Annotated in this window: 22 protein-coding genes; 15 read left to right on the top strand and 7 right to left on the bottom strand. The window is 72.2% G+C overall.

What is annotated here, in order from left to right:
* Positions 1 to 7: 7 nt before the first annotated feature.
* The 12 genes from H9652_RS09300 to pyk all read left to right on the top strand — a co-directional run bounded on the left by H9652_RS09300 (position 8) and on the right by pyk (position 15,661).
* Positions 8 to 1,579 carry an anthranilate synthase component I gene (locus tag H9652_RS09300; protein WP_191796050.1) on the top strand — a complete coding sequence of 524 codons (1,572 nt, stop codon included), beginning with the start codon at positions 8 to 10 and terminating at the stop codon, positions 1,577 to 1,579.
* Positions 1,576 to 2,304 (top strand): Trp biosynthesis-associated membrane protein, encoded by a 729-nt coding sequence (locus H9652_RS09295; RefSeq protein WP_191795983.1) that lies wholly within the window; start codon positions 1,576 to 1,578, stop codon positions 2,302 to 2,304. The genes H9652_RS09300 and H9652_RS09295 overlap by 4 nt, the downstream gene beginning before the upstream one ends.
* 79 nt (positions 2,305 to 2,383) lie before the next feature.
* A complete protein-coding gene (locus H9652_RS09290; RefSeq protein ID WP_191791288.1) occupies positions 2,384 to 2,659 on the top strand; it encodes an HGxxPAAW family protein in 276 nt (91 codons plus the stop codon).
* A gap of 136 nt (positions 2,660 to 2,795) precedes the next feature.
* Entirely contained in the window at positions 2,796 to 3,386 is a 591-nt protein-coding gene (locus H9652_RS09285) for a DUF4190 domain-containing protein (RefSeq protein WP_191795982.1), read from the top strand.
* Positions 3,387 to 3,417: 31 nt separating this feature from the next.
* Positions 3,418 to 3,870 (top strand): DUF2752 domain-containing protein, encoded by a 453-nt coding sequence (locus H9652_RS09280; RefSeq protein WP_191795981.1) that lies wholly within the window; start codon positions 3,418 to 3,420, stop codon positions 3,868 to 3,870.
* Positions 3,871 to 4,065: 195 nt separating this feature from the next.
* Entirely contained in the window at positions 4,066 to 4,878 is an 813-nt protein-coding gene (gene trpC, locus H9652_RS09275) for an indole-3-glycerol phosphate synthase TrpC (RefSeq protein WP_191795980.1), read from the top strand.
* Between the two features lie 47 nt (positions 4,879 to 4,925).
* The gene (trpB, locus tag H9652_RS09270; protein ID WP_191795979.1) at positions 4,926 to 6,182 is read left to right on the top strand and encodes a tryptophan synthase subunit beta; all 1,257 of its coding nucleotides are present in this window, start codon (positions 4,926 to 4,928) and stop codon (positions 6,180 to 6,182) included.
* Positions 6,179 to 7,042: a tryptophan synthase subunit alpha gene (trpA, locus tag H9652_RS09265; RefSeq protein ID WP_191795978.1), complete on the top strand. Its 864-nt coding sequence runs from the start codon at positions 6,179 to 6,181 to the stop codon at positions 7,040 to 7,042. The genes trpB and trpA overlap by 4 nt, the downstream gene beginning before the upstream one ends.
* Positions 7,039 to 7,959: a prolipoprotein diacylglyceryl transferase gene (gene lgt, locus H9652_RS09260; protein WP_191795977.1), complete on the top strand. Its 921-nt coding sequence runs from the start codon at positions 7,039 to 7,041 to the stop codon at positions 7,957 to 7,959. The genes trpA and lgt overlap by 4 nt, the downstream gene beginning before the upstream one ends.
* 141 nt (positions 7,960 to 8,100) lie before the next feature.
* Positions 8,101 to 12,660 (top strand): glutamate synthase large subunit, encoded by a 4,560-nt coding sequence (gene gltB / locus H9652_RS09255; protein ID WP_191795976.1) that lies wholly within the window; start codon positions 8,101 to 8,103, stop codon positions 12,658 to 12,660.
* The gene (locus H9652_RS09250; RefSeq protein WP_191795975.1) at positions 12,653 to 14,119 is read left to right on the top strand and encodes a glutamate synthase subunit beta; all 1,467 of its coding nucleotides are present in this window, start codon (positions 12,653 to 12,655) and stop codon (positions 14,117 to 14,119) included. Before gltB ends, H9652_RS09250 begins: the two co-directional genes overlap by 8 nt.
* Positions 14,120 to 14,236: 117 nt before the next feature.
* Positions 14,237 to 15,661 carry a pyruvate kinase gene (gene pyk / locus H9652_RS09245; protein WP_191795974.1) on the top strand — a complete coding sequence of 475 codons (1,425 nt, stop codon included), beginning with the start codon at positions 14,237 to 14,239 and terminating at the stop codon, positions 15,659 to 15,661.
* Between the two features lie 212 nt (positions 15,662 to 15,873).
* On the opposite strand, the gene H9652_RS09240 is transcribed toward pyk, so the two are convergent.
* The 7 genes from H9652_RS09240 to H9652_RS09210 form a co-directional block, all read right to left on the bottom strand.
* Positions 15,874 to 16,503: a LysE family transporter gene (locus H9652_RS09240; protein ID WP_191795973.1), complete on the bottom strand. Its 630-nt coding sequence runs from the start codon at positions 16,501 to 16,503 to the stop codon at positions 15,874 to 15,876.
* A 202-nt stretch (positions 16,504 to 16,705) separates the two neighbouring features.
* Positions 16,706 to 17,341: a hypothetical protein gene (locus tag H9652_RS09235; RefSeq protein ID WP_191795972.1), complete on the bottom strand. Its 636-nt coding sequence runs from the start codon at positions 17,339 to 17,341 to the stop codon at positions 16,706 to 16,708.
* A gap of 30 nt (positions 17,342 to 17,371) precedes the next feature.
* The gene (locus tag H9652_RS09230; RefSeq protein WP_191795971.1) at positions 17,372 to 18,508 is read right to left on the bottom strand and encodes a DUF6545 domain-containing protein; all 1,137 of its coding nucleotides are present in this window, start codon (positions 18,506 to 18,508) and stop codon (positions 17,372 to 17,374) included.
* Positions 18,505 to 18,921 (bottom strand): ImmA/IrrE family metallo-endopeptidase, encoded by a 417-nt coding sequence (locus H9652_RS09225; protein ID WP_191795970.1) that lies wholly within the window; start codon positions 18,919 to 18,921, stop codon positions 18,505 to 18,507. Before H9652_RS09225 ends, H9652_RS09230 begins: the two co-directional genes overlap by 4 nt.
* Complete coding sequence (locus tag H9652_RS09220; protein ID WP_138824553.1) at positions 18,918 to 19,355, bottom strand: XRE family transcriptional regulator; 438 nt, start codon at positions 19,353 to 19,355, stop codon at positions 18,918 to 18,920. The genes H9652_RS09225 and H9652_RS09220 overlap by 4 nt, the downstream gene beginning before the upstream one ends.
* A gap of 414 nt (positions 19,356 to 19,769) precedes the next feature.
* Complete coding sequence (nrdI, locus tag H9652_RS09215; RefSeq protein ID WP_404822011.1) at positions 19,770 to 20,222, bottom strand: class Ib ribonucleoside-diphosphate reductase assembly flavoprotein NrdI; 453 nt, start codon at positions 20,220 to 20,222, stop codon at positions 19,770 to 19,772.
* Positions 20,223 to 20,464: 242 nt separating this feature from the next.
* Entirely contained in the window at positions 20,465 to 22,126 is a 1,662-nt protein-coding gene (locus H9652_RS09210) for an FAD-dependent oxidoreductase (RefSeq protein ID WP_191795969.1), read from the bottom strand.
* Between the two features lie 116 nt (positions 22,127 to 22,242).
* Between H9652_RS09210 and H9652_RS09205 the strand changes: the two genes are divergently transcribed.
* The 3 genes from H9652_RS09205 (at position 22,243) to H9652_RS09195 (ending at position 26,437) form a co-directional block, all read left to right on the top strand.
* Positions 22,243 to 22,848, top strand: coding sequence for a TetR/AcrR family transcriptional regulator (locus H9652_RS09205; RefSeq protein ID WP_191795968.1), 606 nt, complete (start codon positions 22,243 to 22,245; stop codon positions 22,846 to 22,848).
* Positions 22,849 to 23,301: 453 nt separating this feature from the next.
* Positions 23,302 to 23,934, top strand: a complete 633-nt coding sequence (locus tag H9652_RS09200) for a hypothetical protein (RefSeq protein WP_191795967.1) — start codon at positions 23,302 to 23,304, stop codon at positions 23,932 to 23,934.
* A 109-nt stretch (positions 23,935 to 24,043) separates the two neighbouring features.
* Positions 24,044 to 26,437: a glycoside hydrolase family 3 C-terminal domain-containing protein gene (locus tag H9652_RS09195; RefSeq protein ID WP_191795966.1), complete on the top strand. Its 2,394-nt coding sequence runs from the start codon at positions 24,044 to 24,046 to the stop codon at positions 26,435 to 26,437.
* Positions 26,438 to 26,541: the final 104 nt, after the last annotated feature.

The raw sequence follows: 26,541 nt of genomic DNA, 5'->3' as shown, positions 1-26,541 counted from the left end.
GGCCCCCGTGACCAGCTCGCCCGTCCCCGTGGTGCCCGCCGCGGGCCTTCCCTGGGGCGAGACCTGGCCCGCGGTCGAGGGATTCCGCGCGCTCGCGTCCTCGCGCCGGGTGGTCCCGGTCGTGCGCCGCCTCCTGGCCGACGACGTCACTCCCGTGGGCCTGTACCGGACCCTCGCGCAGGGCCGCCCGGGCACGTTCGTGCTGGAGTCCGCCGAGGTCGACGGCTCCTGGGCCCGCTACTCGTTCGTGGGCGTCGCCTCGCGGGCGACGCTCACCGCGCGCGACGGTCAGGCCGTGTGGACGGGCGACGTCCCCGCGGGCGTCCCCACGTCCGGGGACGTCGTCGACGTGCTCGAACGGACCCTCGACGCGCTGCGCACCCCCGCGATCGACGGCCTGCCCCCGCTCACGGGCGGGCTCGCGGGCGCCCTGGGGTGGGACGTCGTGCGCCACTGGGAGCCCACGCTGCCCGCGAACGCGCCCGACGAGCTGGGTGTCCCCGAGGTCACGCTGTGCCTCGCGACCGACCTCGCGGTCGTGGACCACCGTGAGGGCAGCGTGTGGCTCGTGGCCAACGCGATCAACTTCGACGACACCGACGAGCGGGTCGACGAGGCCTACGTCGACGCCGTCGCGCGCCTCGACCGCATGCAGGGCGAGCTCGTGGCCGGGACCGGCCGTGGATCCTCGACCGCGGCCGTCGTCGTCGACGTCCCCGAGCCCGAGCTCGAGTTCCGCTCGACGCGCGAGGAGTTCGAGGACGCGGTGCTCGCGGGCAAGGAGGCGATCCGCGACGGCGAGGTCTTCCAGATCGTCATCTCCCAGCGGCTCGACCTCGACTGCCCGGCACCGCCGCTCGACGTCTACCGGGCTCTGCGGACCATCAACCCGAGCCCGTACATGTACTACTTCCAGCTCACCGACGCCGACGGCGCGGACTTCGCCGTGGTCGGGTCGAGCCCCGAGACGCTCGTCAAGGTCGACGACGGGCACGTGGTCACGTTCCCCATCGCCGGGTCGCGTCCGCGCGGCGCGACCCCCGAGCAGGACGTCGCGCTGGGCGAGGAGCTGCTGGCCGACCCCAAGGAGCGCGCCGAGCACATCATGCTCGTCGACCTCTCGCGCAACGACCTCGTGAAGGTGTGCGAGCCCGCGTCGGTCGAGGTGGTCGAGTTCATGGCCACCAAGCGGTTCAGCCACATCATGCACCTGTGCTCGACCGTCGTCGGGACGCTGCGCGAGGGAGCACGGGCGCTCGACGTGCTTCGTGCGACGTTCCCGGCGGGCACCCTCTCGGGCGCCCCGAAGCCGCGCGCCATCGCCCTGATCGACGAGCTCGAGCCCGCGTCGCGCGGCATCTACGGCGGGACCGTGGGCTACTTCGACTTCGACGGCAACATGGACATGGCCATCGCGATCCGCACCGCGCTCATCCGAGGTGGACGCGCGAGCGTCCAGGCGGGCGGGGGCATCGTGGCCGACTCCGTGCCCGCCCTCGAGTACGAGGAGTCACGCAACAAGGCGGCGGCCGCGGTGCGCGCCGTCCAGCTCGCGGCGCGCCTGCGGAGCCTGGCATGACCGGGGTGTCGCCCGGCGCTGCCGGCGCCGCGCGAGGTACCGGGTCCGCGGCGGCCGCTCGTGCGCCGCGGTCGTGGCGCCTGGCGCGCCGCAGCGCCATCCTGCTGCTGCTCGTGCTCGGAGGCGGCGCTCTCGCGGCTGCCGCACCCACCTGGCTGCGCACCTCGGGGGCCACACCGCTCGACCCCGACGTCCTGGTCCAGGTCACGGGCACGTCGGCCGCGCCGGGAGTCGGCGCGGGCGCGCTGGTCGTCGTGGCGAGCGCGCTGGCTCCCGGACTGGTCGGGCGGATCGGTCGCTGGCTCGTGCTCCTGGTGTCCGCCGCGAGCGGGGTCGTCGTCGCCGCATCGGCCGCCGCGATCCTGCGCGACCCCACGCAGGCCGCCCGGACCGCGGTCGCCGAGGCGACCGGGGTCACGGACATGACGAGCGGCATCGTCCTCACCCCCTGGCCCTACGTCGCCTGCGCCGTGGGCGTGCTCGTGGTCCTCGTGGCCCTCTGGGCGGCGGTGTCCTCCCCGTCGTGGGGGCGGGTCTCCGCCCGCCACGAGATCGTCCGCACCGAGGCCTCGCCGTCGTCCGGCACCGGTCGCGCCGACGCGTCGTCCACCGCGTCTGCCGACGCGCCGGCGGGCGACGCGGCGGCCGCACCGGAGGGCGAGGAGCCCGACGAGCAGGAGACGTGGGACTCGCTGACCCGCGGCGAGGACCCCACCGACCGCTGAACATCACGTCCTGCCAGCAGGAACAGACCGACCCGCGTCCGATAGGCTGGGCGCACATCTTGACGAAAGGCACACCCCCATGGCCGAGAAGCCGCAGACCACCGAGATCTCCTACCTGCCGCCGTCGGCACCTCCCACGAACCACGGGCACACCGTCGCGGCCTGGTTCACCATGATCGGCATCATCGTGGGCGCGGTCGTCGCGGGTGTCGCCGTCGCGATGGCCCAGGTCTGGCTCTTCTGGGTCGGCATGGTCGTGGTCGCCCTGGCCCTCGTCGGCGGCGGCGTGCTGCGCAACATGGGGTACGGCCAGCCGAAGCCCGGGGTCGCACCCCGGACGACGACGCAGCACTGACCCCTCCCGGGCGAGAGCCCGGACGTGACTCCACGCGCCGCGCACCCCCTTCGGTGCGTGGCGCGTGCCGTACCACCGGCAGCAGACCCGGCGTCGACCGGGCCGCGCAGCCGTCTCGTAGAGAGCAGGTCGCACCATGAGCTACCCACCCACCCCGCCGAACGACCCCTACCGCCCCGAGGGCGAGCAGCCCGGCGGCGAGCCCGTGGATCCGCAGGCCCCCGGCCAGGCGCCGCCCCCGACCCCCGGCTACCCGACCTACCCCGGGCAGCCCGCGTCGCCGTACGCGGCGCCCACGGGGCAGCCCGCCCCGGGTTCCGTGCCCGGTGCAGAGCAGGGCGGGTACTCGCCGTACCCGCCGCCCGCGCAGCCGCCCTACGGTGCGCCGCAGCAGGTTCCGTACGGTGCCTCGCCGTACCCCGCCCCCGGCGCTCCCGGGGGCTACGGCTACTTCCCCCGTAACGACCTGGGCATCTGGGCCCTCGTGCTGGGCATCGCGTCGTTCGTGCTGTCGTGCGGGTTCCTCACGGGCATCCCGGCCATCATCGTCGGCACGAAGGCCAAGCGTGCGGTCGAGGCCGGCGAGGCGAACAACGGAGGGCTCGCGCAGGCGGGGGTCATCCTCGGCTGGGTCGCGTCGGCGCTGTCGGTGCTCGCGATCATCCTGTTCGTGATCCTGGTGGGCTTCGGGCTCGCGTTCGGCGAGGTCGACTCGACGTCCTACTGACGAGCGGCACAGGACGAGAGGGGGCGCGCAGATGACGAGACCACCGGTGTCGCCGCCGGCTCCCTCGGCGACGGTTCGGGCCGAGGACCGGACGTGGCGTGCCCTGCGCACGCCGCTCGGGGTCGGGGCGGGCGTCGCAGGGGCCACCGTGCTCCTCGCGCTCGTGGACCCGCACGAGGGCGGCTACCCGTTGTGCCCGCTGCTCGCCCTCACCGGGTGGGCGTGCCCGGCGTGCGGTGGCCTGCGCGCGACGCACGACCTCGCGACGGGCGACCTCGCGGGGGCGTGGGCCATGAACCCGCTCTGGGTCCTCGTCGTGCCGTTCCTCGTCGTCGCCTGGGCCCTGTGGGTCCGTCGGGCCCGGCGCGGAACGACGGCGAGGGCGGTCCCCCCGTGGACCGGGGTCGTCGGGCTCGCGATCCTGATCGGCTTCGGGATCGCGCGGAACGTGCCCGCGCTGGCGCCGTTCCTGGGGCCGTCCTGACGCCCAGGCGTGGACCTGGGACACGTCTCGCGAGGTGACACGTGTCCCTGGTCACTCTCAGGCGGCTCTACGATGGCAGGTATCTCCCTGTCAATGGTTCGCGGAGAGATGCTGCGGGTGACCCGTCACGGTCCCGGCGGACGGACGCGAGCCTCTGGTGGCACGGAGTCGACGACGAGCACGGGGAGATATCAGATGACGGTTCTGGAGGACATCGTCGCGGGAGTCCGCGAGGACCTTGCGGAGCGCCAGGCGAGGACGACCCTGGACGAGCTGAAGGAGCGCGCCTCGCGCGTCCACGGAGCGCTCGACTGCATCAGCCGCCTCAAGGCCGAGGACGCCGTCGCCGTGATCGCCGAGGTCAAGCGCTCGAGCCCCAGCAAGGGCAACCTGGCGGCCATCGCCGACCCCGCGTCGCTCGCCTCGGAGTACGAGAAGGGCGGCGCCGCCGTCATCTCGGTGCTCACCGAGCAGCGACGGTTCAACGGGAGCCTGGCCGATCTCGACGCCGTGCGGGGCAAGGTCGACATCCCGGTCCTGCGCAAGGACTTCGTCGTGACGCCGTACCAGGTCTGGGAGGCCCGTGCCCACGGTGCGGATCTCGTCCTGCTCATCGTCGCGGCGCTCGAGCAGACCGTCCTGACCTCGCTCGTCGAGCGCGTCCACTCGCTCGGCATGACCGCCCTCGTGGAGGTGCACACGCTCGACGAGGTCTCGCGCGCGATCGACGCCGGTGCCCGCGTCATCGGCGTCAACGCCCGCGACCTCAAGACCCTCGAGGTCGACCGTACGACGTTCGCACGGCTCGCCCCGGCCATCCCCGACGAGTACGTCCGCATCGCCGAGTCCGGGGTGCGTGGCCCGCACGACGTCATGGACTACGCCCGTTCCGGGGCGCACGCCGTCCTCGTGGGCGAGGCCCTCGTCACGGACGCCGCACCGCGCGCGTCGGTCGCCGACCTCGTCGCGGCCGGGTCGCACCCGTCGCTGTGGTCCGTCCGCCACTGAGCAAGCCCCCGACACCCCCAGATCCCGTACCGAGGAGGTCAGGCCGCGTGCCCGACGCAACACGTTCCCTGCAGGACCAGCAGGGCCCCTACTTCGGGGACTTCGGCGGACGCTTCGTCCCGGAGGCCCTGATCGCCGCTCTCGACGAGCTCGAGGCCGAGTACCGCAAGGCCGTCGTCGACCCGACGTTCCAGGAGGAGCTCGCCCGGCTGCACAGGGAGTACACGGGGCGCCCCAACCCCCTCACGGAGGTGCCCCGCTTCGCGGAGCACGCCGGGGGGGCGAGGGTCTTCCTCAAGCGCGAGGACCTCAACCACACGGGGTCGCACAAGATCAACAACGTGCTCGGCCAGGCGCTGCTCGTCAAGCGCATGGGCAAGAAGCGCGTCATCGCGGAGACCGGCGCCGGGCAGCACGGCGTGGCCACCGCGACGGCGGCAGCCCTCATGGACCTCGAGTGCGTCGTGTACATGGGCGAGGAGGACACCGAGCGCCAGGCGCTGAACGTGGCGCGCATGCGCCTGCTCGGTGCGACGGTCGTCCCCGTCACGATCGGCTCGCGCACCCTCAAGGACGCCATCAACGAGGCGCTGCGCGACTGGGTCGCCAACGTCGACACCACGCACTACCTGCTCGGCACGGTCACGGGGCCGCACCCGTTCCCCGAGATGGTCCGCGACTTCCACCGCATCATCGGCGAGGAGGCGCGCGCGCAGATCCTCGACCGGATCGGCCGCCTGCCCGACGCCCTCGCTGCGTGCGTGGGCGGCGGGTCGAACGCACTGGGCCTGTTCAACGCGTTCCTCGACGACAAGGACGTCGCGCTCTACGGCTTCGAGGCCGGGGGAGAGGGCGTCCCGACCGGCAAGCACGCCGCACGGTTCAGCGGTGGCGCGCCGGGCGTGCTGCACGGCGCGCGCTCGTACCTCATGCAGGACGAGGACGGCCAGACGCTGCCCAGCCACTCGATCTCCGCGGGGCTCGACTACCCGAGCGTCGGGCCCGCCCACTCGTGGCTGCACGACCTGGGCCGGGCGACCTACGAGCCCGTGACCGACGTCGAGGCCATGGAGGCCTTCCGTCTCCTGTGCCGCACCGAGGGCATCATCCCGGCGATCGAGTCGGCGCACGCGCTGGCCGGAGCGCTGCGGATCGGCCGCGAGGCGCAGGCCGCGGGCAAGGAGGACACCGTGATCCTGGTGAACCTCTCGGGCCGCGGGGACAAGGACGTCGCGACCGCGGCGCGGTGGTTCGACCTGATCGACGCGGACACCGTGGTCGACGGCGAAGGGAGCAGCCTGTGAGCGGGACCGTCGGGGGCGTCCGCGCCCCCCACGCGACGTCGGCACGGATCGACGAGCTGGCGGCCGAGGGGCGCGCGGCGCTCATCGGCTACCTGCCGGTCGGCTACCCGAGCGTCGAGGGGACCGTCCAGGCCGCGACGGCGCTGGTCGAGTCCGGGGTCGACATCATCGAGCTCGGGCTGCCCTACACGGACCCCGTCATGGACGGGCCCGTCATCCAGCGCGCGGTCGAGCACGCCCTCGCGGGCGGCACGCGCGTGCGGGACGTCTTCACGGCGGTCGAGGCCGTGGCGGCGCTCGGCGTCCCCGTGCTCGTCATGACCTACTGGAACCCCGTGCTGCGCTACGGCGTCGAGGCCTTCGCCCGCGACCTGGCGGCCGCCGGGGGAGCCGGGCTCATCACGGCCGACCTCATCCCGGACGAGGCGGGCGAGTGGATCGCCGCCGCGGACGCGCACGGCCTCGACAAGGTGTTCCTCGTCGCGCCGAGCTCGACCCCCGAGCGACTGCGCCTGACGGCGGCCGCGTCGCGCGGCTTCGTCTACGCCGCGTCGACCATGGGTGTGACCGGAGTCCGCGCCGAGGTCGGCAGCAGGGCCGAGGAGCTGGTCGCCGCGACCCGCGCCGCAGGGGGCGAGCACGTGTGCGTGGGGCTCGGCGTCTCGACGGCCGCACAGGCCGCGCAGGTCGGTCGCTACGCCGACGGCGTGATCGTCGGCTCGGCCTTCGTCCGTCCGCTCCTCGGTGACGAGCCCTGGGAAGAGCGCCTGGAGAACCTGCGCACGGTCACGCGTGACCTGGCGGAAGGCGTCCGCACGGCTCGCGCGGGCGACGGGACCACCGGGCAGGTGACGGCATGAACGGGCTGGTCTCCGCCGTCGGGCCTGTGGTCGCCTCGATCCCCAGCCCCTCCGAGCACACCTGGTACATCGGGCCCTTCCCGCTGCGCGCCTACGCGCTCGCGATCCTGGCGGGCATCGCGGTCGCGGTGTGGCTCACGCGCAAGCGCTGGGTCGAGCGTGGCGGCGACGCCGACGACGTCCTCGAGATCGCGTTCTGGGCCGTGCCCTTCGGCATCGTCGGTGGGCGTCTCTACCACGTCATCTCCTCGCCGGACGCGTACTGGGGTCCCGACGGCGACCCGCTCAAGGCCCTGCGCATCTGGGACGGCGGCCTCGGGATCTGGGGCGCGATCGCCCTCGGTGCCGTGGGTGCCTACATCGGCTGCCGACGCCAGAAGGTGAGCTTCCCGGCGTTCGCGGACGCGCTCGCCCCAGGTCTCCTGCTCGCCCAGGCGATCGGCCGGCTCGGCAACTGGTTCAACCAGGAGCTGTTCGGTGGTCCCACCACCCTCCCGTGGGGGCTCGAGGTCGACCCGAGCATCGCGGACTACGTCTGCAGCAACGCAGGACTCACGTGCGGGGCCGGGACGCTGTTCCACCCGACGTTCCTCTACGAGATGCTGTGGAACGTCGCAGCAGCCTTCCTCCTCATCTATCTCGACCGTCGCTTCAGGTTGGGTCACGGTCGGGTATTCTGGCTGTACGTTCTCTTCTACACGCTTGGCCGCGTGTGGATCGAGATGCTACGCATCGACGACGCCGAGCTGGTGCTCGGTCTCCGACTGAACGTCTGGACCTCCATCCTGGTCGGAGTCGGTGCGTTGATTGCGTTTATCGTTGTCGGGCGCCGAAACCCAGGGCGCGAAGAGACAGTATCGCTCGATGCTGCGGAGCCCGAGCAGGCAGATGCTGCCAGACCCGACCCAGGTCGCTGAAGCATCCGTCTTTTCATAGGCGAACCCGCTGGACAACCATCCAGCAGGTTCAGTCATGTCCGTTGGGCCGATGAAGTCCCACAATCCCCCAAGTTGGATCAAAGCCCGGCCCATGGCCGGGCGCCTGTGAGGACGGTGTTGATGACCACGCCGCTGCACCGGGCTGCTGCGCCTTCGGCACAGGGCCTGTACGACCCTGTGGCCGAGCACGACGCGTGCGGTGTCGCCTTCGTGGCGACGCTCCGCGGCACGCCCGGACGCGACATCGTTGACGCGGGGCTCACGGCCCTGCTCAACCTGGACCACCGCGGCGCCGTCGGCGCCGAGGAGAACAGCGGTGACGGGGCAGGCATCCTGACCCAGATCCCCGACGCCTTCGTGCGGGACGTCGTCGACGTCGAGCTGCCGCCCGCGGGCCACTACGCGATCGGCATGGCCTTCCTGCCGCAGGACCCCGTGGCTGCGGCCGAGGCGGTCCGGCAGGTCGAGGCCATCGCGACCGAGGAGAAGCTCGTCGTCCTCGCCTGGCGCGACGTCCCCGTGACGGCGGACCTCGTCGGGCCGAGCGCGCGCGCCTCGATGCCGACCTTCCGTCAGCTCGTGGTCGCCGACCTGACCCGCGAGCTGTCCGGCCTCGAGCTGGACCGTCGGACGTACCGTCTGCGCAAGCGCGCCGAGCACGAGCTCGGGCTGTTCTTCGCGTCGCTGTCCTCGCGCACGCTCACCTACAAGGGCATGCTGACCGTCGCGCAGCTCGAGCCGTTCTTCCCGGACCTCTCGGACCCGCGCTACGCGAGCGAGCTGGTCCTGGTGCACTCGCGCTTCTCGACCAACACGTTCCCGTCGTGGCCGCTCGCCCAGCCCTTCCGCATGATCGCGCACAACGGCGAGATCAACACGGTGCGAGGCAACCGCAACTGGATGGCCGCACGCCAGGGCATGCTCGCGAGCGACAAGCTCGGCGACCTCGGTCCGCTGCTGCCGGTCTGCTCGGAGGGTTCGAGCGACTCGGCCAGCTTCGACGAGGTGCTCGAGCTCCTGCACCTGTCGGGCCGTTCGCTGCCGCACGCCGTGCTGATGATGGCGCCCGAGGCGTGGGAGAACCACACGGAGATGGACCCGGACCGTCGGGCCTTCTACGAGTACCACTCCACGCTCATGGAGCCGTGGGACGGCCCCGCGTGCCTGAACTTCACCGACGGCACCCTCATCGGTGCCGTCCTGGACCGCAACGGGCTGCGCCCGGGGCGGTACTGGGTGACCGAGGACGGCCTCGTCGTCCTGGCGTCCGAGGCCGGGGTCCTGGACCTCGACCCCGCCACGATCGTGCGCAAGGGCCGGCTCGAGCCGGGCCGCATGTTCCTGGTCGACACGGGCCAGGGTCGCATCATCGAGGACGAGGAGATCAAGGGGCAGCTCGCCGCGCAGCGTCCGTACGCGCAGTGGGTCGCCGAGAACTCGGTCTACCTCGACCGCATGCCCGAGCGTGAGCACGTCGCGCACAGCCCAGCCTCGGTCCAGCGTCGCCAGCGCGCCTTCGGCTACACCGAGGAGGAGCTGCGGATCCTGCTCACCCCCATGGCCGGCACGGGCGCCGAGCCGCTCGGCGCCATGGGCACGGACACGCCGATCGCGGTGCTGTCCAGCCGGCCGCGGCTGCTGTTCGACTACTTCACGCAGATGTTCGCCCAGGTGACGAACCCGCCGCTGGACGCGATCCGCGAGGAGCTGGTCACGTCGATCGGCGGGGCGATCGGCCCCGAGCCGAACCTCCTGGACGACAGCCCGCTGCACGCCCGCAAGCTGATCCTGCCGTTCCCCGTGCTCGACAACGACGAGCTCGCGAAGATCCTGCGCGTCGACCGTGACCCGGCCCTCGAGGGCATCTTCCGGGCCGTGACCGTCAAGGGGCTGTACCCCGTCGGTGGGGGTGGCCAGGCTCTCCAGGACCGCCTCGAGGAGATCTTCGCCGAGGTCGACCAGCACGTGGCCGAGGGTGCGAGCTTCATCGTGCTCTCCGACCGCGACTCGAACCAGGAGCTCGCGCCGATCCCGTCGCTGCTCCTGTCGAGCGCGGTGCACCACCACCTGCTGCGCCGCCACACGCGCACCCAGGTCTCGCTCGTCGTGGAGGCCGGGGACGTCCGCGAGGTGCACCACGTGGCCCTCCTGATCGGCTACGGCGCGGCCGCGGTCAACCCGTACCTCGCGATGGAGACCGTCGAGGACCTCGCCAAGTCGGGCTTCGTCCCGGTCAGCCCCGAGCAGGCCGTGAAGAACCTCATCAAGGCGCTCGGCAAGGGCGTCCTGAAGGTCATGAGCAAGATGGGCATCTCGACCATCTCCTCGTACCGCGGGGCGCAGGTCTTCGAGGCGCTCGGTCTCTCGCACGAGCTCGTCGCGGACTACTTCGCCGGGACGACGAGCCGCCTCGGCGGCATCGGCCTCGACGTCCTCGCGGCAGAGGTCGCCGCACGGCACGCCGAGGCCTACCCGGCCTCGGGCAACCACCAGGCGCACGTCCGTCTCACCACGGGCGGCGAGTACCAGTGGCGCCGCGACGGCGAGGAGCACCTGTTCGACCCCGAGACAGTCTTCCGCCTGCAGCACGCGACGCGCGAGCGCCGGTACGACGTCTTCCGCCAGTACACCCAGCGGGTCGACGACCAGTCGACCCGTCTGATGACGCTGCGCGGCCTCCTGGAGTTCCAGGAGGGGCAGCGCCCGGCGCTGTCGATCGACGAGGTCGAGCCGGTCAGCGAGATCGTCAAGCGCTTCAACACGGGTGCGATGTCCTACGGCTCCATCTCGGCCGAGACGCACGAGACCCTCGCGATCGCGATGAACCGGCTCGGCGGACGGTCGAACACGGGTGAGGGCGGCGAGGACCCGGAGCGCCTGTACGACCCGGAGCGTCGTTCGAAGGTCAAGCAGATCGCGTCGGGCCGCTTCGGCGTCACGTCCGAGTACCTGACCAACGCGGACGACATCCAGATCAAGCTCGCCCAGGGCGCCAAGCCCGGCGAGGGCGGTCAGCTGCCCGGTCACAAGGTGTACCCGTGGGTCGCCAAGACGCGTCACTCGACGCCGGGGGTCGGGCTCATCTCCCCGCCGCCGCACCACGACATCTACTCGATCGAGGACCTCGCGCAGCTCATCCACGACGCCAAGAACGCGAACCCGTCGGCTCGCGTGCACGTCAAGCTCGTGAGCGAGTTCGGCGTGGGCACCGTGGCGACAGGTGTGTCCAAGGCGCACGCCGACGTCGTCCTCATCTCGGGGCACGACGGCGGCACGGGCGCGAGCCCGCTGACCTCGCTCAAGCACGCGGGCACCCCGTGGGAGCTCGGCCTGGCCGAGACCCAGCAGACGCTCGTGCTGAACAACCTGCGCGACCGCATCGTGGTCCAGGTCGACGGCCAGATGAAGACCGGGCGCGACGTCGTGATCGGTGCGCTGCTGGGGGCCGAGGAGTTCGGCTTCGCGACGGCTCCCATGGTCGTCTCCGGTTGCGTCATGATGCGCGTGTGCCACCTGGACACGTGCCCGGTCGGCGTCGCGACGCAGAACCCCGAGCTGCGCGCCCGGTTCACGGGCAAGCCGGAGTTCGTCGTGAACTTCTTCGAGTTCATCGCGGAGGAGGTGCGCGAGCACCTGGCCCGCCTCGGGTTCCGTTCGATCGAGGAGGCCGTCGGGCACGTCGAGGCGCTCGACACCCGCAAGGCGGTCGAGCACTGGAAGGCTCAGGGTCTCGACCTCGGGCCCGTGCTCGAGAAGCCGCAGCCCGTCGAGGGGTCGTCGCTGCGCAACACGACGACGCAGGACCACGGGCTCGACCGCGCGCTCGACAACCAGCTGATCGCGCTGGCGACCGACGCGCTCGAGAACCGTGAGCCCGTGCGGATCGCCCTGCCGATCCGCAACGTCAACCGCACCGTGGGCACGATGCTCGGTCACGAGGTGACCAAGCGGTACCGCGGCGAGGGCCTGGCCGACGACACGATCGACGTCTCCCTCACGGGGTCGGCCGGTCAGTCGATGGGCGCGTTCCTCCCGCGAGGCATCACGCTGCGCCTGTTCGGCGACGCGAACGACTACGTCGGCAAGGGCCTGTCGGGCGGACGCATCATCGTCCGTCCTGACCGTGCCGCGGTCCTCACGGGGTCGAGCAACGTCGTCGCGGGCAACGTCATCGGCTACGGCGCCACGTCCGGGCAGATCTTCCTGCGCGGCCTGGTGGGCGAGCGCTTCGCGGTCCGCAACTCGGGCGCCACGCTCGTCGTGGAGGGCGTGGGCGACCACGGCCTCGAGTACATGACCGGCGGGTCCGTCGTGATCCTCGGACCGACGGGACGCAACCTCGGTGCGGGCATGTCGGGAGGTACGGCCTACGTGCTCGACCTGCGCCCGCAGGCGATGAACACGACCGGCGTGTCCTCGGGCGAGCTGCTGCTCGACACGCTCGACGACGCGGACGCCGCGCTCGTCGAGGGCCTGGTCCGGACGCATCTCGAGGAGACGGGCTCGACCGTCGCGGCCGAGCTGCTCGAGGACTTCGACGCGGCGCGCGCTCGCTTCACGCGCATCCTGCCGGCCGAGTTCGCCCGCGTGCGCAAGGCGCTCGCCCAGGCGGAGCTCGACGGTCTCGATCCTGCCGCCCCCGGCGTGTGGGACCAGATCTTGGAGGTGGCCCGTGGCTGATCCCCGCGGATTCCTGAAGGTGCGGGAGCGTGAGCTCCCGCCCAACCGCCCTGTCGAGGTCCGTCTGCGTGACTGGCGCGACGTCCACGAGCACCGTGTCGAGGGGCAGCCGTTCCTCAAGGAGCAGGCCGGCCGTTGCATGGACTGCGGCATCCCGTTCTGCCACCAGGGCTGCCCGCTCGGGAACCTCATCCCCGAGTGGAACGACCTCGTCTGGCGCGACCAGTGGGCCGAGGCCAGCGAGCGGCTGCACGAGACGAACAACTTCCCGGAGTTCACGGGGCGGGTGTGCCCGGCGCCGTGCGAGTCGAGCTGCGTGCTGGGCATCAACCAGCCTGCCGTGACGATCAAGAACGTCGAGGTCTCGATCATCGACGAGGCGTTCGCGCGGGGCTTCGTCACGCCGCACGTGCCGCAGAGGCTCACGGGCTCGACGGTCGCGGTCGTCGGGTCGGGGCCGGCGGGGCTCGCTGCGGCGCAGCAGCTCACGCGGGCCGGCCACACGGTCGTCGTGTACGAGCGGGACGCCGCGATCGGTGGCCTCCTGCGGTTCGGCATCCCGGACTTCAAGCTCGAGAAGACGCACATCGAGCGTCGTCTCGCGCAGATGGAGGCCGAGGGCACGCGCTTCCGCACGGGCGTGGAGATCGGTGCGGACATCACCTGGGACGAGCTGCGGCGCCGGTTCGACGCCGTCGTGCTCGCGACGGGCGCGACGATCCCGCGTGCGCTCCAGGTGCCGGGCAGCGACCTCGACGGCGTGCACTTCGCCATGGAGTTCCTGCACCAGGCGAACACCGTGGTCGCGGGCGGGACCGTCGAGGACCAGATCGTCGCGACGGGCAAGAACGTGATCATCATCGGCGGCGGCGACACGGGCTCGGACTGCCTGGGCACCTCGCTCCGGCAGGGTGCCGCGAGCGTCACGACGCTCGCGATCGGCAAGCAGCCGCCGCGTGAGCGGGCCGCGGGCCAGCCCTGGCCGACCGACCCGATCCTGTTCGAGGTCTCGACCTCGCACGAGGAGGGCGGTGAGCGGGCCTACCTGGCCTCGACCGTCGAGTTCCTCGCGGGCGAGGACGGTCGGGTGCGAGCACTGCTCGTCGCCGAGACCGAGTACCTCCCGGACGGGCGACGCGTCCCGAAGGCCGGCACCGAGAAGGAGATCCCTGCCGATCTCGTGCTCGTGGCCATGGGCTTCACGGGACCCGAGACGGACACGCTCTCGACCCAGTCCGACATCGGGCTGACGACGCGCGGGCTCGTGGCGCGCGGGGACGACTTCGCGGCCACGGTGCCCGGGGTCTTCGTCGCGGGCGACGCGGGCCGGGGCCAGTCGCTCATCGTGTGGGCGATCGCCGAGGGTCGTGCCGCGGCGGCGTCGGTCGACGCGTACCTGCAGGGCAGCAGCGAGCTGCCCGCTCCGGTGCGCGCGTCGACCGTGTCGCTGAGAGCATGACAGGAGTGTGAGACGCGCCCCGACGTCCGACCGGACGTCGGGGTGGAGACGGGGCCCAGGCAGGGGCCCGAAGCGGTCCGGTTCCGCCGGACACGAAGGAACAACGAGGCTGGAGAAATGCGCAGAGCAAAGATCGTTTGCACCATCGGACCCGCGACCGAGTCGAAGGAGCAGCTCCGGGCGCTCGTCGACGCCGGGATGGACGTGGCGCGGATCAACCGCAGCCACGGCAGCGCCGAGGAGCACGCAGCCGTCTACCACGGCGTGCGCGAGGCCGCTGCGGCGTCGGGCCGTTCGGTCGCGGTGCTCGTCGACCTGCAGGGCCCCAAGATCCGCCTGGGCCGCTTCGGCGGCGACGAGAAGCACTGGCTCAACGAGGGTGACGTCTTCACCATCACGACCGAGGACGTCGTCGGCACCAAGGAGCTCGTCTCCACGACGCACAAGGGTCTGCCGGGCGACGCTCGCGTCGGCGACCCGATCCTCATCGACGACGGCAAGGTGCTCGTCCGCGTCACGGCCGTCGAGGGCCCGCGCGTCGTGACGCGCGTCGAGGTCGCAGGCCCTGTGTCGAACAACAAGGGTCTGAACCTCCCGGGCGTCGCGGTCTCCGTGCCGGCGCTGTCCGACAAGGACCGCGACGACCTGCGCTGGGCGCTGCGCATCGGCGCGGACATCATCGCGCTGTCGTTCGTGCGTTCCGCCGCGGACTTCGACGACGTCAAGGCGATCATGGACGAGGAGGGCCGCACGGTCCCCGTCGTCGCGAAGATCGAGAAGCCGCAGGCCGTCGAGAACCTCGCCGAGATCGTCGACGCGTTCGACGGTGTCATGGTCGCGCGTGGTGACCTCGCGGTCGAGCTCCCGCTCGAGCAGGTCCCGCTCGTGCAGAAGCGCATCGTGGAGATGGCTCGCCGCAACGCGAAGCCGGTCATCGTGGCGACGCAGGTGCTCGAGTCCATGACGAACTCGCCGCGCCCCACGCGCGCCGAGGCGTCGGACTGCGCGAACGCCGTCCTGGACGGGGCGGACGCCGTCATGCTCTCGGGCGAGACGAGCGTCGGCGAGTTCCCGATCCTCACGGTCGAGACGATGGCCCGCATCATCGAGGCGACGGAGGAGGCCGGCCGCGAGCGTATGGCTCCGCTCGGCTCGACGCCGCACACCCGCGGTGGCGCGATCACGCGTGCCGCTGCGGAGATCGGTGAGATCCTCGGCGCGAAGTACCTCGCGACGTTCACGCAGTCGGGCGACTCGGCGCGCCGCATGTCGCGTCTGCGTTCGTCGATCCCGCTGCTGGCCTTCACGCCGCGTGAGCACGTGCGCAACGTGCTGTCGCTCTCGTGGGGCACGCAGACCTACCAGGTGCCGGAGGTCCAGAACACCGACGCCATGGTCGGCCAGGTCGACACGACCCTGCAGGCCAACGGTCTCGCCGAGGTGGGCGACCTCGTGGTCGTCGTCTCCGGTGCGCCCGTGGGCCAGCCGGGCACGACGAACTCGATCCTCGTGCACCGGATCGGTGACAGCACGGACGTCTGATCCGCGCTGACCCCTGATCGACGACGGCCCCGGCGGCCGGACGCGCTCCTCGCGCGACCGGCCACCGGGGCTTCGTCGTCCCGGCCCGACGGCGGTGCTCACCCCGAGCGGTGGACCGCACGGAGGCGCGGGAGCGCGCGGCGGACGTCTTCCGGTCGGCGGTCGAGCGGTACGCCCGGTGCGAACCGTCGCGCCCTGACGTCCGGGTGCCGTCAGGCCCCGAGCGCCAGGTGCGCCGCGAGGCCGAGGATCACGAGCCCGCCGACGGCCGCGGTGACCCGCTGACCGGTGTCGTTGGTCAGGGCCCGTCCGAGCACCGCGCCACCGCCCGCGACGACCAGCTGCCAGCTCGCGGACGCGAGGAACGCCGCGGCGACGAACACGGCACGCTCGGGCCCGGTGGCGTCGGGGCTGAGCGCCCCGCCCGCGACGAGCACGGCGAAGTAGACGACGGTCGCGGGGTTGACCAGGGTCAGCCCGAGGAGCGTCGCGTAGGCGCGCACGGGAGTGGTGTCGCTCGTCGCCGGGCGGGGCGTGGCGCCGTCGGGCACGACGCGCTGGAGAGCCGGACGGCACGTGCGCCACGCGAGGAACACCAGGACAGCGACCGACGCCCACGTGAGCGGGGTGCGGATCGACGCGACGAACGGCGCGACGACCGCACCCGCCACCACGGCGACCGTCGCGTAGATGCCGTCCGCGGTCGCGGTGCCCAGGCCCGCCGCGGCGCCCACGGTGAAACGCGTGCGCGCGGTGAGCGTCACGAGGTAGACCGCGATGGCGCCGACGGGGATCGCGATCGCGTACCCGGCGACGAGGCCCGCGACGAGCGCGGCCGTCATCGGTCCGGGTGAGGTCGCCGGGTCGGGAGGCCCTGCTGTCGGCCGGCAGGTCGCGCTGGAGCGGCGAGCGGGCGGGGAGCGGGTGTCGTCGGCATGGATCGAGGATCACCTCTGGGGGCCGAGCCGTCAAGCATTCTTCGGAGTCGTGCAGCGCTCGTGCCCGACGGCGCCGCTCGCCCGGGCGCGGACGGCGGGCCGGTCGTCAGCCGACGAGCACGGCTGCCGCGACCGCGCCCACGACCGCACCGAGCACGAGGCCCGTGACGACCTCCGTGCGCGTGTGGTCGCGCACCCCGAGCCGGGCGAGGCCCACGACCACGGCGACGACCAGCAGACCGGCCGCGAGCCACCACGACAGCGTGGTCGCGACGCCTGCCGCGACCGAGAAGACGCCCGTGTGCACCGACGCACGCACGACCGGGGTTACGAGGGCGAGGGCGACGATCCCCGAGAGGTAGGCCGTGAGGAGCTGGGGCAGCAGCGGCGGAGCACCCGTGAGGTGCAGGGCGACGATCGCCGTGACCTCGATGAGGACGAGTCCCGCGAAGACGATCATGCGCTGCGCGCGAGGACGCACGTGCCGGGACTCGAGCACCCGCAGGCGGGCGAGCCCGTGCACGAACAGGTAGGGCAGCCCACCGCACAGGAGCACGGCGAGGGCGACGTGGCCGAGGCCCGACATGCCGGGGGAGGCGTACAGGGCGGTCGCGAGCACGAGCGCGGCGACCGTGTAGCCGGGGGCGAGCACCTCGGTCACGAGGACGGCCCACCGGGGGTGGGGCGCCGTCGTGCCAGGGGTCGCCTCGGCCGGCGGTGCGGTGGGGACGGGGTGGGCCATGGTTCTCCGAGCGGCAGGGTGCGGTCGCGGTCAGTGGTGGTCGTCGCGCTCGCTGCCCGGCGGGAGGTGCGAGCCCTCGTGGCCGTCGTACCCGAGGACGGACACGAGGACGCTCGCGCGCCGCTCGCCCGTCTGCTCGCGGAACGCCCGCCCGAGGTCGCGCAGGGCCTGGTCGTCACTGACCCAGTCGCCCCAGTCGGCCGGGACCGCTGGGCGCTCGTCCATCCCTCTCCGGGTCGCGGCGAGGTCGATCTGGAGGGCGCGCAGCACGGGTGCGGGCGCGTCGCCGACGAGGGCGCGGACCTGCGCCGCGTCCTGTGGGTCGGAGTAGCGGGCGAGGGTCGCCAGGGCGTCCATGATCTCGATGGTGCGGTGGTACTCCGCGACCTCGGGCCGGACGGCGGGCAGCCGGGACTCGGCGACGGCGTCCACGAGGTGGGAGTGCAGGGCGCCGAGGTCGGCGTGCCGACGCCTGCGGGTGCGGGCCGCGGAGAGGAGGTGTCCCATGATCCCGACCGTGAGCAGGACGCTCGACGTCGCGATGAGGTACCGCGTGCGGACGCCGAGGAGGCGGAACTGCCCGACGGCCTCCGGTTCCTGCAGGACGATGTTGACGGCGCTGAGCAGCGCCCACAGGACGCCGACGAACGCTCCGGCCGCCGCCAGGTCCATGCCCCATCTGCCGCCGCGCGGTCGCTCGCCGCGCGAGCGCAGGGTGGAGACGCCGAACGTCGCCGTCGCCCACAGGAAGGCGCCGTAGTAGGCGGCCCAGTAGAGGGCCATCCACGGCTTGCCGGCGGTCTGGAAGTCGAAGTCCCGTCGCTCCCACGGCCCGTTGAGGACGAAGACCACGACGAGCACGCTCACGACGCCGACCACGCCCGCCACGACGTACCGGGGACGAGGACGTCGCCCCTGGGTCCCCTGGACCCAGGCCGCGATGCACAGGCAGCCCGCGACGAGCAGCGAGTGCTTCGCGAGCTCGTGGAGCCCGGCCGGGGCGGACGTCAGCAGGAAGGACTCGACGGTGTCGATCCGCAGCGCGGAGGCCGCGGCCACGAGGCCGAGACCCCAGGTGAGCGCACGGTCGCCGTCGAGGTGTGAACGGTGCCGCAGCGCGGTCCACCCCGCTGCCCCGGCGAAGAGCAGGAAGGCGAGGTAGGTCACCGGTAGCGCTCCATGCCTGCCAACCGGTGGGCGACACCGCCCGTCGCCTCGATCGACATCATGAGCTCGCTCGCGAGGGACTCGGCACGGTGCTCGACCGGGTCCTCGTAGCGGTTGCGTCGCTGCGGGCCCGGGGGAGGAGCCGTGGGATCGTCGCACGCGTCGAGGATGTGGACGAGCTCGTGGGCGATGATGTGCTGCCGGTGGCGCGGGGAGAGCGCGGCCTCGGAGCTGACGATGACCTTCTCGCCGTCCGGCAGGCTGAGCCACATCCCGGAGACCCCTTCGCCGAGGGGGCCGTCGACGACGTCGACCGGGCGCCCGCGACGGGTCGCGACGATCCCGCGCGCCTCGTCGATGCTGCGCGCGCGGTCGAGGCCGGCGGAGGTCAGCCAGGCGCGATGCTCGGTCACGGTTCGTCGTCGGTCTCGACGGCAGGGAGCGACTGCATGCGGCGCATCTGGTCGAGGAGCTGGGTCACCGCACGGACGTTCTCCGCCGAGAGCCCCTCGGCGCGCATCGCGAAGGCCTCGACGCCGTGGTCCGACAGGGCGAGGCGCAGCTCCTTCTTGGGGTCCTCGCCCGTGTCGAGGAGGTCCTTGGGCTCGACGCCGAAGTACGCCGCGAGACCCTCGATGATGCGCAGCGAGGGAGAGGTGCGGTGGCCGCCGCGCAGCGCGCTCAGGTAGGCCTCCTTCACGGCGTAGCCGTGCTCGGTCATCCAGGTCGCGACCTCGCGGTTGGTCGCGCCGCGTCCGGCCCGCTGCCTGGTCGCGAACAGCTCGTTCAGCCGGTGCTGGAACGCGCGGCTGAGCCGCTCGCCCGGGGGGTTCTCCTGTGTCGTCACCTCTCGATTGTCCCAGGATCGACGGGGTGCTGGTAGCACCTGTCCGCCGAGCCGACGGACCGGCGCCGGGCGGGTGAGGGCGGGCGCGTCGAGCGCTGTTTCCGGCGGTGTCTCCGAGGACAGGAGCGCGACCACCGGCGGGACGCCGTGGGCCGGTCCCGATGTGGTGGCGATGTGTGACCGGCGCGCTCGTGTGGTGCAGTTCACATGAGAGCTCTCTCATCTACAGGAACATCGTCGTCTGGTCAGGGATGCCCTCAGTAGAGTACGGATGTCGCGGTTCGTGACGGTCGAGGCCTTGGGGGTCGTGCGTCCCGTCACGCCGCGACCGCCCGGCGCCTCCGGGGGAGCAGGGGGTCCCCGGACGGCGCCGGCGCTGTCCCTGCGTCCTTCCAGCGGTCGGCCCGTTCCCGTCTAGGCCTGCGCGCCCGCCTCGCGCCTCGTGTGCTCGACGTCGAGCGCCCGGTCCAGGTCCTCCAGGATGCTCCTGGCCTCCTCGACGTCCCACGTCGTGCCCTGCAGCTCGAACTCGAAGAGCACGGGGCGCCCCGACGTCCGGGCGATCTGCCGGCACGCTGCCTGGTAGTGCTCGCCGAAGTTCCGGTTGCCCGACCCCATGACCCCCACGAGACGTCGCCGCGTCACAGGGCTCGCGAGGAAGCGGCGCACCGGTTCGGGGATGGTGTCGTTGTCGACGTTCCCCGTCTTGTACGAGGGCGTGAGCAGCACCCAGGGGCCGTCCGGCACGGAGCGGCGGACCTCACGGTCGCCCAGGTCGAACGCCTCGCGGCCCAGCCGGAGCGCGAACGAGCGCACCATGCCCGACGTCGACGAGTAGAAGTAGACGACGGTCCGCACCGGGCTCACCAGCCCAGGAGCACCCGGGCCCCCGGGGGAGCCTTCGGCGACGGGAGAGCGATCGGGACGGGCGGCGTCGGGCACGGGTGCGGCACTCCTCGGGTCGGGGGGACTCTCCAGTCCACACCGGCCCTGCGCGGCCGGCCAGGGCACAAGGTCCCGTCCCGGTGCTCATGGAGGTCCCGGCGGCACGGGCCGTGCCAGCGGGCTCCAGCGTGCTCCCGCCGTGCGACGGGAGCACGCCGTCCTGCTCAGGGGGCCGCGGTCACGACCGCGCGCGAGGCGGCGTGGCGTGCGCCGAGGTAGCCGAAGACGACGGCCGGCCCGATCGTCGAGCCGGGGCCAGGGTAGGTGCGTCCCATGACCGCTGCGGTCGAGTTCCCTGCTGCATAGAGCCCCGGGACGGGCGAGAGGTCCTCGCGCAGGACCGCGCCGTGCTCGTCGGTGAGGAGCCCGCCCTTGGTCCCGAGATCGCCCGGGACGATCTTCACGGCCGTGAACGGCCCCCTCCCGATCGGGCCGAGGTTCGGGTTGGGCCTGACGCCGGGGTCGCCGTAGTAGCGGTCGTACAGCGAGTCCCCGCGGTGGAAGTCCTCGTCGACGCCGGTGCGCGCGAAGCCGTTGAAGCGTTCGACGGTCGCGGCGAGCTGCGCGGGCTCCATGTGGAGCAACCGGGCGAGGTCCTCGAGCGTGTCGGCGACGACGAGGGTCCCGGCCTTCTCGAGCTTCTTGGTGCCCGACGGCGCGATGGTGAACAGGTACCTGCGGCGCGCACGGGAGTCCAGGACGAGCCAGGACGGTATCGAGGGCGTGGTGCGGTCGTGCTCGAGCATGGCGTGCCCGAAGTCGATGTAGCTCGCCGACTCGTTGGTGTACCGCTGCCCGTGCTGATCGACGAGGATGCTGTACGGCATGGACCGCTCGCTGAGCACGAAGCCGTTCATCCCCTCCTCGTTCGCGACGCCGGCCCCCCACCAGGCGTCGTCCATGAGGGCCAGCGTCCCGCCTGCCGCGACCCCGGCCTCGATCCCCGTCCCGAGGTCGCCGTCCGCGGCCGCGCTCCACCCGGGTACCCCGTGGTACTTCTCGCGCCACTCGGTGCGGTGCGCGAAGCCTCCGGCCGCGATGACGACGCCACCCCGGGTCCGGACGGTCCGCCGGCCGGCCGGACCGCCGAGCACCGCCCCGACGACCGCGTCGTCCTCGACGACGAGCTCGCCGAGCGGGGTGCTCAGCAGGACCGGGGTGCCCTGCGTCCGTACGACCTGCATGAGCGAGCACACGAGCGCCGCACCGATGCCCGCGGGGCGCTGCCCGCGCACCAGGGAGCCGAGCGTGCGCCCGACGAAGCGGGCGCCGCGGACGAAGCCGCTGGGCGAGGACCACGCGCGGGCGAGAAGCCACACGTCGTCGGTGCGGAGGGGGAGCGGCATCCCGCCGTCGTTCATGCGTGAGTACTTGATCCAGGTACCGAGCCGTCGGGTGTCGAAGGCCTGGGCCTCGATGCTGCGTCCCACCATCCCACCGGGCTGTTCCGGGTAGTAGTCGGGATAGTCGGTCGCCCGGACCCAGCGCACCCCGTGCGTCTCGAGGCTCGTGACGACCTCCGGCACGGCCTCGACGAAGGCCCGCTTGCGCGCCGGCGAGGTCGCCGGACCGGCGTCCTCGACGACCGCGTCGAGGTACGTCAGCGCCTTCTCGGCGGAGTCCTCGACGCCGTCACGTGCCATGAGCGGGTTGGCCGGCATCCACAGCCCACCGCCGCTGCGCATCGTCGTGCCGCCCCACCGGTCCGTGCCCTCGACCAGCAGGACCTTGGCGCCGGCGTCCGAGGCGGCTACCGCCGCCGAGAGCCCCGCTGCACCGGTCCCGACCACCAGGACATCGACCTCGTCGTCCCACGACCGCTCCATCGCGGCCTCCTCTCACGCGCAGCTCACACGCTTCGGCAGAACCGGAGGATGATCCTCCGTATCGAGAATGTAGCGGGCGATACGCTGCTGCGGAAGAGGCCGACCGAGGGGGAACGATGTCCGAGCAAGTCCTGCGCGCCGACGCGCAGCGCAACCGCGACCAGATCGTCACGGCGGCCACGTCCCTGTTCGTCGACGTCGGCCCCGACGTCGCTCTCGAGACCGTCGCCCGCAAGGCCGGAGTCGGCATCGGCACGCTCTACCGCCGGTTCCCCGACCGGGAGGCGCTCCTGCGCGCCGTCCTGCAGGACGCGCTCGAAGGGCTCCTGGCCGACATGCGCTCGGCGCGCGACCACGAGCGCACGGCCTGGGACGCGCTGGTCGGTGCGCTCGGTTGGTCGCACCGCCTGCGGGTCGTCCTCACCCTGACCGGTGCGGTCACGGCCGCCGAGTCCGCGGACCTCGCGCACCACGCCGGTCTCGTGCAGGTCCGGGACGAGCTCGTCGGCGCCGCACAGCGGGAGAAGAGTCTGCGCAGCGACGTCGCGACAGGAGACGTCGTCCTGCTCATGGCGGCCGTCAGCCGAGGGCTGCCACGCGGGACCACGAACGCCGCGAACGCCTACACCCGCGCCCACGCGCTCGTCCTCGACGCGTTGCGCGCCCCGGCGGCGACACCGCTGCCCGGCGTGCCGACGCGCGTCGGCGACCTCCCGCTGTAGACGTCCCGCTGTCGACGTCCCGCCGTGGGCGGGCGCCCTCCGCCACCGGACCGACGGCGGTCGTCACCGGGCGAGGACGCCTGCCGGGGCGACAGGTTGTGCGCCAGAACCGACAGGTTATGCAAACCGACCACCCCCCTCACCAGGGGTGCGCTGTGATGAGTTCGTTATCAACCGACCAGCGACACCAACGTCTCTGGGCACCAGGGCGTGGCGGCCCTCAGCGGACGAGGGGCTCGACCCCGACGTCACCCGAGTCCGCCCGGTCGACGGCGCGGCAGGGGACGGCCCCGGCCTGCGACCGCTCTTGGACAGTCGAAGGAGACACACAAGTGGACCCACGCACGCAACCCGCGCCTGAGGTCGCCGTCGTGCGCTGCCACCGCGCCGAGGTGGCCCAGGACAAGACGTGCCACGCACGGACACAGCCCCGAGGACGTCAGGGGGGCTCTCGTGCGCACGTTCTGGACTGACCTCTCCGAGCGACGCCCCACGGTCGCGCAGTTCATCATGTTCTCGCTCCTGAGCACCGGCATGACGGTGCTCCAGCTGGCGCTGATGCCGCTGTTCAAGTGGGTCTTCACCAAGACACCTCTCGTGGACCAGACCTTTCAGGCGTTCGCCGTGAACGTGAACGCGGACGGTTCGCCGTTCTACCTCTTCGACTACGCGGCGGGTGCCCTGCCCGCCGGAGGCGGCGGCCTGGCGTACTTCCTGGCGGTGCAGGTCACCCTCCTCATCGCCCAGGTCATCAACTTCTTCCTCCAGCGCAACGTGACGTTCAAGTCGGACACGAACATCTGGCGTGCGGCGGCCTGGTACTTCGTCGCGTACGTGCTGATCACCTTCGCGGCCGCGGCGTTGCAAGGCTTCTACAAGGCGCCGATCTACCAGTGGATGGTCGAGCGCTGGGGCAGCACCGGGGAGGTCGGGGCGGACCTCGTCACGATGATCATCAACGCGCTGATCTCGGTCCTCGTGTACTTCCCGATCCTCAAGATCATCTTCAAGCAGGCGCCCGGGACCGACGGGCCACCGGGCCCGGGCCCGACCGTCGCCGAGCCGGTCGTCGAGGCGGCCCGCTAGTCGCGACGCCCGCCCCAGAGCAACGCAGCCCGTCGGACCGGTCGGGCGTGCAGAACCACACCAGTGCACCCACGAGAGAAGACCTCCGTGGGGGAACGGAAGCAGAACCATGACGGAAGAACTGACCACGCTCGAGAAGGCCGCACTCCTCAGCGGGGAGAGCGTCTGGGAGACGCGGGCGGTACCCCGGCACGGCATCCGGACGCTGTGGCTGTCCGACGGCCCGCACGGCATCCGCAAGCAGACGGGCTCGGCCGACCACCTCGGCCTGGGCGCGTCGCAGCCCGCGACCTGCTTCCCGACGGCGGCCACGGTCGCGAACAGCTGGGACCCCGAGCTGGCGCTGTCGGTCGGCGAGGCGCTCGGCGCCGAGGCTGCGGACCAGGGTGTGGACGTGCTGCTCGGTCCTGGTCTCAACGTCAAGCGCAGCCCGCTGTGCGGGCGCAACTTCGAGTACTTCTCCGAGGACCCCCTGCTCTCCGGGCGCCTCGCCGCCGGATACGTGCGCGGGATCCAGTCGCGCGGCGTCGCGGCGTGCCCCAAGCACTTCGCGGCCAACAGCCAGGAGCTGCGACGCATGACGAGCGACTCCGTGGTGGACGAGCGGACGCTGCGCGAGATCTACCTGACGGGCTTCGAGGTCGTGGTCCGCGAGTCCTCGCCGTTCTCGATCATGTCGAGCTACAACCTGATCAACGGCACCTACGCCAACGAGAACCCCTTCCTGCTCCAGCAGGTGCTGCGGGACGAGTGGGGCTTCGACGGCGCGGTCGTGACGGACTGGGGCGGCGGCAACGACGCGGTCGAGGCGGTCCGCCGCGGCGGGACGCTCGAGATGCCCTCGCCGGGCCTCGACTCGGCCGCGCAGATCGTGGCCGCCGTGGAGCGCGGCGACCTGGACATGGCGGACCTGGACGCGCGGGTCGAGGAGATGAAGGTCCTCGGGAGCCGTATCGGTGGGGCGGGGCGCGAGGTCGACCTCGACGCGCACCACGAGCTGGCGCGCACGGTCGCCGAGCAGAGCGCGGTGCTGCTGCGCAACGAGGACCATCTGCTGCCGTTGGCGTCGGGGACCCGGGTCGCGGTCGTCGGCGACTTCGCCGCGACGCCTCGCTACCAGGGCGCCGGATCCTCGGTCGTCAACCCGACCCGGCTCACGACTGCCCTGGACGCCCTGGGCGCCTCGGACCTGCAGGTCGTGGCGACCGCGCAGGGCTTCACGCGCGGCGGGGACGCGGACCCCGCCCTCGTCGCAGAGGCCGTCGACGCGGCGCGCACGGCGGACGTGGTGCTGCTGTACCTCGGGCTGGACGAGATCAGCGAGTCGGAGGGGCAGGACCGGAGCCACCTGCGTCTGCCGCCGAGCCAGGTCGAGCTGTTGGCGCGGATCTCCTCGGTCACGAGCCGGATCGTGGTCGTGCTGAGCGCGGGATCGGTCGTGGAGGTGCCGTGGCTGTCGCAGTGCGGTGCGCTGGTCCACGGCTACCTGGGCGGCCAGGGCGGCGCAGAGGCCGTGGTGCGGGTCCTGACAGGTGCGGTGAACCCGTCGGGTCGCCTCGCGGAGAGCTACCCCGTCCGTCTCGAGGACGTGCCCAACGCGCGCTACTACCCGGGCGAAGGGGTCGACGCCGAGTACCGCGAGGGTCCCTACGTGGGCTACCGCTACTACTCGACGGTCGGCGTCCCGGTCGCCTTCCCGTTCGGGTTCGGCCTGAGCTACACGACGTTCGCCTACACCGACCTCGCGGTCGACGCCGACGGCGTGACGTTCACCCTGACCAACACGGGTGATGTCGCTGGGGCCGAGGTCGCCCAGCTCTACGTGGGGCGCCAGGACGCCGACGGCGTGCACCGCCCCGTGCGCGAGCTCAAGGGCTTCGCGAAGGTGCACCTCGCGCCGGGCGAGTCCCGACGCGTGCGCATCGACTTCGACCGCTTCACCTTCCGGCACTTCTCGACGACGTCGAGCGCCTGGGAGACCGAAGGCGGCGCCTGGACGCTCGCCGTGGGCTCCGACGTGGAGACCGTGCTGCTGACGGCCGAGCACGTCGTGGCGGGTACGGCCGCTGCCGATGTCGACGCGGTGCCGGACGAGTACCGCACCGGCCGGGTGACGGACGTCTCCGACGAGGCGTTCGCCACGCTCCTGGGCCGACCGCTCGCCCCGCGAGGCCAGGTGACCGGGCCGCTCGGCGTCAACAGCCCGTTGTCGGACATGGAGCACGCACGGAGCCCGCTGGCCCGGTTCGCCTACCGGGAGCTGGCGAGGCGGATCGCTCGCGCCGAGGCCAAGGGCACCCCGGACCTCAACCTGCTCTTCCTGCGCGGGATGCCGTTCCGGGCGATCGCGAAGATGACGAACGGCGCCATGAGCATGGACATGGCCGAGGGCCTGCTCACGATCGTCAACGGCCACTTCTTCCGTGGAGCGGGGGCCCTGGTCGCAGGGTTCTTCCGCAACCGCCGCTCCACCCGTCGGATGCGGGCCGAGCTCGCGCGCTGACGCGCACGTCCGGTTCGTTCCTTCTTCCTGAGAGAGAGTGTGTGTGATGTTCCGACGGATTGGTCAGGCGTGGTCGGGGTTTTCTGAGCGGCGTCCGGGGACGG

This window comes from Oerskovia rustica (assembly GCF_014836555.1).
Classification (GTDB): domain Bacteria; phylum Actinomycetota; class Actinomycetes; order Actinomycetales; family Cellulomonadaceae; genus Oerskovia; species Oerskovia rustica.
Note: the sequence above shows the minus strand (reverse complement) of the source record. Positions and strands in the feature narration are given on the sequence as shown.

Excerpts from the sequence above, each read along its gene's own strand:
- H9652_RS09295 (WP_191795983.1), top strand. The coding sequence starts at position 1,576 with ATGACCGGGGTGTCGCCCGGCGCTGCCGGCGCCGCGCGAGGTACCGGG.
- H9652_RS09290 (WP_191791288.1), top strand. The coding sequence starts at position 2,384 with ATGGCCGAGAAGCCGCAGACCACCGAGATCTCCTACCTGCCGCCGTCG.
- H9652_RS09285 (WP_191795982.1), top strand. The coding sequence starts at position 2,796 with ATGAGCTACCCACCCACCCCGCCGAACGACCCCTACCGCCCCGAGGGC.
- H9652_RS09280 (WP_191795981.1), top strand. The coding sequence starts at position 3,418 with ATGACGAGACCACCGGTGTCGCCGCCGGCTCCCTCGGCGACGGTTCGG.
- trpC (WP_191795980.1), top strand. The coding sequence starts at position 4,066 with ATGACGGTTCTGGAGGACATCGTCGCGGGAGTCCGCGAGGACCTTGCG.
- lgt (WP_191795977.1), top strand. The coding sequence starts at position 7,039 with ATGAACGGGCTGGTCTCCGCCGTCGGGCCTGTGGTCGCCTCGATCCCC.
- gltB (WP_191795976.1), top strand. The coding sequence starts at position 8,101 with ATGACCACGCCGCTGCACCGGGCTGCTGCGCCTTCGGCACAGGGCCTG.
- pyk (WP_191795974.1), top strand. The coding sequence starts at position 14,237 with ATGCGCAGAGCAAAGATCGTTTGCACCATCGGACCCGCGACCGAGTCG.
- H9652_RS09240 (WP_191795973.1), bottom strand. The coding sequence starts at position 16,503 with ATGACGGCCGCGCTCGTCGCGGGCCTCGTCGCCGGGTACGCGATCGCG.
- H9652_RS09235 (WP_191795972.1), bottom strand. The coding sequence starts at position 17,341 with ATGGCCCACCCCGTCCCCACCGCACCGCCGGCCGAGGCGACCCCTGGC.
- H9652_RS09210 (WP_191795969.1), bottom strand. The coding sequence starts at position 22,126 with ATGGAGCGGTCGTGGGACGACGAGGTCGATGTCCTGGTGGTCGGGACC.
- H9652_RS09205 (WP_191795968.1), top strand. The coding sequence starts at position 22,243 with ATGTCCGAGCAAGTCCTGCGCGCCGACGCGCAGCGCAACCGCGACCAG.
- H9652_RS09195 (WP_191795966.1), top strand. The coding sequence starts at position 24,044 with ATGACGGAAGAACTGACCACGCTCGAGAAGGCCGCACTCCTCAGCGGG.